The sequence below is a fragment of the Streptomyces sp. NPDC043878 genome, assembly GCF_056435735.1.
The window spans coordinates 1-7,584 of sequence record NZ_JBWKDW010000057.1; the positions used below are offsets into that span (position 1 = coordinate 1).

Below are 7,584 nucleotides of genomic sequence, written 5' to 3' on the forward strand. Positions count from 1 at the left end.
CCCCCCCCCCCCCCCCCCCCCCCCCCCCCCCCCCCCCCCCCCCCCCCCCCCCCCCCCCCCCCCCCCCCCCCCCCCCCCCCCCCCCCCCCCCCACCGGGGACTCAGCGGTCGCGCGACCACCAGTCGAGGCGCAGGCACAGCTTCCCGCCGAGCCAGTGCTCCACCCAGTCGCCCAGGTTCAGCGGCGAACAGTTGGGCGGGGGCAGCGGAACGGTCGGAATGGCCGGGGTGGTCGGGGCCGGCGGCGTGGGCTGCGAGGTCGTGCCGTCGGTGCGGCCGAACAGCATGGACCGGTAGATCCGGGACGACCGCGGGTTGTCCTCGCACTGCCAGACGCCGTGCGGGCAGTAGTCGGTCAGCGTGTTGTAGAGCGGTTTGTGCTCGTCCATCCAGTTGAGCATCCGCCGCATGTACTCGGAGTTGTCGCCGTTGCGGAACAGTCCCCACTCCGGGTAGGAGATGGGCTTGTGGTGCGCCTTGGCGAAGTCCACGTGCTCCTGGAGTCCGTAGGGCTCCTTCACCTGCTGGTCGAACGACAGCCCGTGCGGCTGGTCGTAGGAGTCCATGCCGATGATGTCGACCGTGTCGTCCCCGGGGTAGCACTGCGTCCAGGGAACGGCGTCCCGGCCGCGGGTCGGCGCGAAGTCGAACCGGAACTTCTGGCCCGGCACCGCGCGCATGGTGGTGACGATCCTGTTCCAGTAGTTCTTCCAGGACTCCGGGTCGGGGCCGCAGCGGTGGGTGTAGGTGGTGCCGTTCATCTCCCAGCCGAGCACGACGACCGTGTCCGGCACGTCCAGGGCGACCAGCCGCCGGGCGAGCGCCCGGAAGTGCTCGTCGAACTGGCCCGCGGCGCCCTGCCGCAGCAGCCGGCGGACCTCGGTGTCGGAGACGTCGTCCTCGTTGCGCTCCATCATGGGCACGTTGAGGACGAGCATCCGGTCGGCCTTCTCGGTGCGCCAGTCCGCCCACACGTCGAGGAACCCGTGGGCGCCCTCGATGTTGCTCCAGCGGTCACCGGGCAGATAGGTGTGCCCGACGCGCAGCTCGGCGTTGCCCAGCCAGTGGCTGAGCTCGGCGATGCCGGTGACTCCGCGGGGGCCGTAGTCGAGGTAGGCGCCGAAGGCGGGCACGTCCTGCACGGGCACGTCCTGCACGGGCTTGGCCGGTGGCACCGGTTCCGGCGGGACCGCCGGTTTCGCCGGGACCGCCGCCGGGGCGGGCGGCACGGGCTTCACGCTCGGATCGGTGGCGGTGGCCGGGACCGTCGGCGCCTTCGCCGGGGCGGGCGGGGTCACGGGGGCCGGGGTGAGCGCGGGTGCCGGCACGGGTGGATCGGCGGCCCGCGCCGCCCCCGCGGCGAATCCCGGGCCCGACGTCAGGGCGGCCGACGCGGCGACCGCCGCCGCGATGACCGCCAGTCGCCGGGAACGGGCCCGTCGCTGTGGTGAGGACATGCCTGCTCCTGTCTTCGCTCTCGCGCTTGGACGCCTTGTCGCGTGACTGTCCTGACATTTCGTTCCGTCAACTGACACTCAGTCATATCAGTATGAATTCCGCCACCGTGGTTGCGGCTTTCGAGTGCCTCGATCGCCCACACGAGTGAAAAGACCCAAAGGAAAAAGTCCGTGTCGCTGTTCGACATCCGCGTCCCCGCCGTTCTGCTGCGGATCGACCGGAATCCCTTTCACCACGGAACCCTGGGTGCCGTGCGCTCGCTCGGCCGGGCCGGCGTGGAGGTGCACGTGGTCGCCGACTGTACGGCCAGTCCGGTGCGCGAATCGCGTTTCGTACGTCAACTGCACCCACCGCCGCCGCCGTTCGCGTCCGCCGACGACATCGCCGCCGCACTGCGCAGGGTCGCCGCGCGTATCGCGCGTCCCGCGGTGCTGATCCCGATGGACGACGCGAGCGCCGTGGCGGTGGGCCGGCTGGGCGACGAACTCGCCCCGGCCTACCTGCTGCCGCGCCAACCGGGCGAACTCCCCGCCCGCGTGGCCGACAAGGCGGAACTGGCCGCGGTCTGCGCGTCGGCGGGCGTCCCGCACCCGGTCACCCTGATCCCGGACAGCGCCGCACAGGCCGCCGGCGCCGCCTGGCAGCTGGGACTGCCGCTGGTCGCCAAGTGGAGCCGGCCCTGGCTGGTGCCCGCGGGCACCGGACTGCGCAGCACGGTCGTGGTGCGCTCCGCGCAGGAGGCCCGCGAGCTGTACCTGCGCACCGAGGAGGCCGGCAGCCCGCTGCTGCTCCAGGCGTTCCTGCCGCCGGGCGCGGACCGCGACTGGTTCTTCCACGGGTACGCCGACCGCTCCGGCACGCTGCGCGGCGGCGGCTCGGGCGTGAAACGACGGGCCTGGCCGCGCGGTGCCGGACTGACGGCCGTCGGCCACTGGGCCCCCAACCCGCGGCTGCGGGAACTCACCGAGCGCCTCATGCGGGACCTCGGCTACCGCGGCATCTTCGACCTCGACTTCCGGCGCTGCGGCGCGACGGGGCGCTACCACCTGCTCGACTTCAATCCGCGCCCCGGAGCGCAGTTCCGGCTCTTCTCCGACACCGCGGGCCTGGACGTCGTACGGGCCCTGCACCTGGACCTCACCCACCGGCCGGCGCCGGACGGAGTGCCGCGGCCGGGACGGGAGTTCGTGGTGGAGAGCTACGCGCCGCTCACCGCGCTGCGGCCGGCCCCCCGGCCCGGCGGGCGCGAACTGGCCTGGCACGCCCGGGACGACCGGGCACCGGGCCGGGCCATGTGGGGGCTGTGGGGCCGCCATGTCGCGCGCCGCCTGCTCGACCGCCTGCGCGGGCCGGGCCCGGAGGGTGCGGCGGGCACCCGCGGGCGGGTGGTGCGTCAGGCGGCCCCCGCCGCGGCCGGTGCGCACGACCTGCCCGCCGGCCTGGCCGCGGGAGCGCCCGCCGGCGCGCCGGACAGCCTGAACGACGACGAGAAAGCGAGCAGCTGCTGATGTACGACCTGCTGGTGGTCGGCGCCGGCCCCTACGGCCTGTCCATCGCCTCCCATGCCGCGGCCGCCGGGCTGAGACTGCGCGTCCTCGGCCGGCCCATGGCGTCCTGGCGCGACCACATGCCCCGCGGAATGTTCCTCAAGTCCGAACCGTGGGCCTCCAACCTCTCCGATCCGGAAGGGCGTTGGCGCCTCGACGTGTACTGCGCCGGCCAGGGCGTCCGGGCCCGGCACGGGGAGCCCGTCCCGGTGGAGATGTTCGCCGCCTACGGCCGCTGGTTCGCGCGCAACGCGGCGCCGGAGGTGGACGAGCGCACGGTGACCCGGGTGGCGCCCTGCCCGGGCGGCTTCGAGGCGGTCACCGACGACGGGGAGGTCCTGCACGCCCGTACGGTCGCCCTGGCCGTCGGTGTCATGCCCTTCGTGGAGGTCCCGGCCGCCCTGCGCCCGCTCGGCCCCGCGCTGGTCTCGCACAGCAGCCACCACGCCGACCTCGACCGGTTCCGCGGCCGGGACGTCACGGTCGTCGGCGGCGGCCAGGCGGCCCTGGAGACCGCGGCCCTGCTCGCCGAGCAGGGCACCCGCGTCAGGGTGCTGGCCCGCGCCGAACGGCTGCACTGGAACGACGTACCGCCGCCGTGGGAGCGCCCGTGGTGGCGGTCGGCCCGTTCCCCGCACAGCGGCCTGGGCTGCGGCTGGCGGAACTGGTTCTACGCCGAGCGGCCCGGCCTCTTCCACCGGCTCCCCGAACCGACCCGCGCCCGGATCGCGGCCTCGGCCCTGGGACCGGCGGGCGCCTGGTGGGTGCGGGAGCGGGTGGAGACGGCGGTCGAGGTGCTGCCGGGCCACGAGGTGGCGGCGGCCCGGGAGGTGACGGGGTCCCGGGTACGGCTCGACGTGCGGGCGACGGCCGGGAGCGGGCCCTCACTGCGCTCCCTGGAGACCGACCACGTGATCGCGGGCACCGGCTTCGGCGCGACCTGCGAGCGGCTCGGCCTGCTCCACGACGACCTGCGCGGCACCCTGGCGACCGTGGCGGGCGGCGCGCCGCGTATCGGGCGGGGCTTCGAGTCGTCGTACCCCGGACTCTTCATGGCGGGCCTGGTGACGGCCCCCGCCTTCGGCCCGTCGATGCGCTTCGTGCACGGCGCGACCTACACGGCGGGTGCGCTGGTACGGGGGGTGCGGCGCCGGCTGCGGACCAAGGCACCCGGGGCGGCGGACGGGGCGGTCCCGGCGCCGGGAGGCCGGGGCACGGTGGAGGCGGTACGGCGCTGAGCGGGCACGGGTGCCGGACGTGGGCCGTCCGGCACCCGGTGGGTCACCGACGGGACGCGGCTCGGCCTCGTCGGTAGAGGATCGAACCGCCCGCGATCAGCGCGGCCGCGGCGGCCGACGCGGCCATCAGCGACTCGCTGCCGGTGTGGGCCAGGGCCGGCGGCGGGGCGTGGTGCCGGGCGCCGGGGGGCTGCGGACCCGGGTGCTGACCGCCCGTGGGCGGCGGGGTGTGCGGGGGCGGTGAGTGCGGCGGCGGGGTGTGCGGGCGCCCCGACGGGGGCGTGTCCCCGTACCCGGCCGGCGGCTGGTGCCCGCTGTCGCAGTCGTTGCCGAAGGCGGGGTTGAGCACGCCGATCACGTCCACCGTGTCGCCGCACAGGTTCACCGGTAGGTCGATCGGCACCTGTACCTGGTCCCCGGATCCGACACCGGGCGACCCCACGGCCCCACCGTGCGCGACGGAACCCCCGGAACGGGGGATGCCACCATGCACGGTGCCGTGACCGTGGCCCCTGTCGTGGCCGCGTCCGAAGTCGTCGCCGTAGCCGTAGCCGGTGTCGGAGCCATAACCGGAGCCATAACCGGAGCCGTAGCCGGAGTCGCCACCGGCATCACGGCCGGAGACGTGGCCGTGGTTCCGGCCGTGGTCCGGGGCGTGACGCGGGCCGTGGCCGGAGTCGCCGTGGGGCGCCCCGTGCGCACCGCTCCGGTGCGAGTCGCCGTCGTTCACGCACGAGTTGCCGAAGGTCGGGTTGAGCGCCGCGACGACGTCGGCCGAGTTGCCGCAGACGTTGACGGGCACGTCGACCGGGACCTGCACACTGTTGCCGGACAGGACGCCGGGTGAATCCGTGGCGGCCTCGCTCGCGTGCGTGTCGGCGACGGCGGGGCTGCTGCACAGGGACAGAATGCTGGTCGCGGCGGCGGCCGCGACCATTCCCCTGCTCAGGGTCTGTCGCAAGATCTTGTTGTCTTCCTGCTGGGAGAAGTGGGAAAAAAAATCAGTCGGCCTCGGAGCGCGAGAACGATCCGAGGCCGGCCATGACCCAGCCTTGGGCTGGCGCGTTAGGTGGTCAGTCGTTTACGCAGTAGTTGCCGAACGCGGGGTTCAGCAGGCCGATGACGTTGACGCTGTTGCCGCACACGTTGACCGGGACGTGCACGGGGGCCTGGATCACGTTGCCGGAGAGGACGCCGGGGGAACCGATGGCCGCACCCTCGGCCTCCGCGTCGGCGAAGGCCGGGGCGGCCATGCCGAGAGCCATGATCGCGCCCGCGACGACAGCAGCGGTCTTCTTCATTGGATTTCCCTTCTCTGCGGTCATGCCCTGTGACGGTCGAAACCGAGCGAGCACAGTCGGAACGGCTCGCACCATGACCTGCAGCTGTAAAACGAGACATAGACAGCCGAAGAAACTACGGAACGTGCGCGGCCGGGTAATTCACTCGAACGCCTTCGGATTAGTACTACAAATGCCGAAACTGCTCGCGCCGCCCGCACCCGGGGAAAAACAGGGGACGGCCCGAACGGCCCCGGGCGCCGGATCAGCCGTTGGCGGCGCCGTTGCCGGAGAGGGCCGAGATGTCGTCCAGGACGTGCGAGAGCGGCTCGTCACCCTTGGCCTGGGTGGAGTTCTCGGCGCACTGCTGGGTCTGCGGAGCGGACAGGACGGGGATGTCCTGGACGCCGACGTTGGCGATGACGGCGACCAGCGACTGGGCGTCGACCTTGGCCGGCAGGCCGACACAGAACTTGTTCAGCGAGCCCTGGACCAGGGTGGCCTGGGGGCTCATGTCGCCCTTGGTCACCTGGTTGCCGAACGCGCTCTGCGCGCCGTTGCCGCTCGCCGAGGTGGTGCTGGTGTCATCGCCGATGGCAAGCGCCTGGGGTGCGGCGGCCGCCGACGCACCGACGGCCGACGCGGCGATCGCCGCCGTGGCCATTGCCTTCTTCAGCATTGCGCTTTCCTTTCCTGGAACAAGAGGCGTCCTGACCTGACGCATCCCGGCAAGACGCGTGTTCCTGCAGTCGCATCAACCCGATACCCGGCGTTTGGTTGCGGCGCTTCACCCGATCGGATCTCTCCTTTTCCTCTGAGCCGTCGGAGTGAACGGCAGCAACCAAACGAGCCCAAGGGAGTTGACAGAGCGCTCCGGTGGACGGGGTTTTTCCAGAAGGGACCAGCAAGTGATCAAGAAGGTTCTGGCCTCCGCCGCGGTCGCCGCGTCCGTCGTGGGCGTCTCCGCCGCCGCCGTGCCGCAGGCCCTCGCCATCGGCAACGACACGGGCACCACCTCCGCCAGCGGCAACGGCGCCTCGCAGGAGTTCGGCAACTCGGCGACGTACGGCAACATGAGCCCGCAGATGGCGCTCGTCCAGGGCTCCCTGAACAAGCCCTGCATCGGTCTGCCGGCGAAGGCCAACGTCCAGTCGGTCCTGGCCCTGGTCAACGTCGGTGTGCAGGACATCCCGGTCCTGTCGGCCCCGCAGACCCAGCAGTGCGTCGAGAACTCCACCCAGGCCAAGGGCGACGAGCCGCTCTCGCACATCCTGGACGACATCTCCGTCCTCGCCGGCAACGGCGTCCAGAACGACTGACGCCGGGCAGACCAGAACCACTGACTGCCGGGCAGAGGTGAATTCCCGTCAGCGGGCCACCGGATTCCAGCGGCCCGCTGTTCGGCGTCCACCCATGACTCGTGCGCTCACCCGGCCGCGAAACGCACTGGGCCATTCGGGGCAAATCCCGCAACTTCGGCGGGTCCGGAAGTGTTGACGATCATGCAACTCCTTCCCGGAGTCCGCTTTTCGAAGGGAATGAACATGAAGAAGCTGTGGGCGACCGCGGCTATTGCCGCTTCCGTCGCCGGTCTCGCAGCAGCGGCCGCCCCCCAGGCGCTCGCCATCGGTGACGACAACGGCACCACCTCCGCCAGCGGCAACGGCGCCTCGCAGGAGTTCGGCAACTCGGCCACGTTCGGTGACATGAGCCCCCAGCTGTCGCTGGTCCAGGGCTCGCTGAACAAGCCCTGCGTCGGTCTGCCGGCGAAGCTCAACGTCCAGTCCCTGGTGGCGCTGCTCAACGTCGGTGTGCAGGACATCCCGGTCCTGTCGGCCCCGCAGACCCAGCAGTGCGTCGAGAACTCCACCCAGGCCAAGGGCGACGAGCCGCTCTCGCACGTCCTGGACGACATCTCGGCCCTCTCCGGCAACGGCACGGGCAACGGCTGAGCCTCGGCTCCGCCCGCGGGGGGGGGGGGGGGGGGGGGGGGGGGGGGGGGGGGGGGGGGGGGGGGGGGGGGGGGGGGGGGGGGGGGGGGGGGGGGGGGGGGGGGGGGGG

8 protein-coding genes are annotated in these 7,584 nt (G+C 72.8%); 4 read left to right on the top strand and 4 right to left on the bottom strand.

The window, feature by feature from the left end; all coding sequences use genetic code 11:
- Positions 1-101 precede the first annotated feature (101 nt).
- Complete coding sequence (locus tag AC07AZ_RS37910; RefSeq protein ID WP_478855312.1) at positions 102-1,457, bottom strand: glycoside hydrolase family 26 protein; 1,356 nt, start codon at positions 1,455-1,457, stop codon at positions 102-104.
- A gap of 171 nt (positions 1,458-1,628) precedes the next feature.
- Between AC07AZ_RS37910 and AC07AZ_RS37915 the strand changes: the two genes are divergently transcribed.
- Both AC07AZ_RS37915 and AC07AZ_RS37920 read left to right on the top strand, forming a co-directional pair.
- Positions 1,629-2,966, top strand: coding sequence for a carboxylate--amine ligase (locus AC07AZ_RS37915; RefSeq protein ID WP_478855313.1), 1,338 nt, complete (start codon positions 1,629-1,631; stop codon positions 2,964-2,966).
- Positions 2,966-4,243 (top strand): NAD(P)-binding domain-containing protein, encoded by a 1,278-nt coding sequence (locus AC07AZ_RS37920; RefSeq protein WP_478855314.1) that lies wholly within the window; start codon positions 2,966-2,968, stop codon positions 4,241-4,243. The genes AC07AZ_RS37915 and AC07AZ_RS37920 overlap by 1 nt, the downstream gene beginning before the upstream one ends.
- 43 nt (positions 4,244-4,286) lie before the next feature.
- Here AC07AZ_RS37920 and AC07AZ_RS37925 read toward each other — a convergent pair whose 3' ends face one another.
- The 3 genes from AC07AZ_RS37925 to AC07AZ_RS37935 form a co-directional block, all read right to left on the bottom strand.
- Positions 4,287-5,204, bottom strand: coding sequence for a chaplin (locus tag AC07AZ_RS37925; RefSeq protein WP_478855315.1), 918 nt, complete (start codon positions 5,202-5,204; stop codon positions 4,287-4,289).
- A 112-nt stretch (positions 5,205-5,316) separates the two neighbouring features.
- Positions 5,317-5,544 (bottom strand): chaplin ChpD, encoded by a 228-nt coding sequence (chpD, locus tag AC07AZ_RS37930; protein WP_478855316.1) that lies wholly within the window; start codon positions 5,542-5,544, stop codon positions 5,317-5,319.
- A gap of 244 nt (positions 5,545-5,788) precedes the next feature.
- Entirely contained in the window at positions 5,789-6,202 is a 414-nt protein-coding gene (locus AC07AZ_RS37935; protein WP_478855317.1) for a rodlin, read from the bottom strand.
- 229 nt (positions 6,203-6,431) lie between these two features.
- Between AC07AZ_RS37935 and AC07AZ_RS37940 the strand changes: the two genes are divergently transcribed.
- Positions 6,432-6,842: a rodlin gene (locus AC07AZ_RS37940; RefSeq protein ID WP_478855318.1), complete on the top strand. Its 411-nt coding sequence runs from the start codon at positions 6,432-6,434 to the stop codon at positions 6,840-6,842.
- A gap of 225 nt (positions 6,843-7,067) precedes the next feature.
- A complete protein-coding gene (locus AC07AZ_RS37945) occupies positions 7,068-7,475 on the top strand; it encodes a rodlin (protein ID WP_478855319.1) in 408 nt (135 codons plus the stop codon).
- Positions 7,476-7,584: the final 109 nt, after the last annotated feature.